Annotated in this window: 1 protein-coding gene; it reads right to left on the bottom strand. The window is 40.0% G+C overall.

Annotated features, from left to right (window positions below; all coding sequences use genetic code 11):
* Positions 1–71: 71 nt before the first annotated feature.
* On the bottom strand, positions 72–320 hold a 249-nt coding region (locus KH400_RS23695; protein ID WP_217228793.1), incomplete at its 5' end, for a threonine/serine exporter family protein.

Raw genomic sequence — 320 nt, 5'->3', positions numbered from 1 at the left:
CACCAAATGCTACTGTAGCAAAGAAACAAAATATTAATTCAATAATCATTTTTTCCTCCCGAACCCTTCGCCTATAAAAATAGAGCGATCGCTAGTGCTATGCCTGTCGCAATCGATAAAGCCGTTATGACCGCTTCAGCTCCTCGACTCACACCAGCAATAAGATCACCTGACATTAAATCTCGAACAGCATTTGTTAGTGGAATTCCAGGTACTAAAGGCATTAACGTTCCTATAATGACTTGATCTAGGTTTTCTCCAAGTCCTAGAAGAACGAGAAAAATAGCTACTGTTCCACCTAAAAATGCAGACGTGAATTC

It is taken from the genome of Desertibacillus haloalkaliphilus (genome assembly GCF_019039105.1).
In the GTDB taxonomy this organism is placed as follows: Bacteria; Bacillota; Bacilli; order Bacillales; family KJ1-10-99; genus Desertibacillus; species Desertibacillus haloalkaliphilus.
The sequence above is the reverse complement of the archived record's forward strand: the minus strand, read 5'-3'. Positions and strand labels throughout refer to the sequence as shown.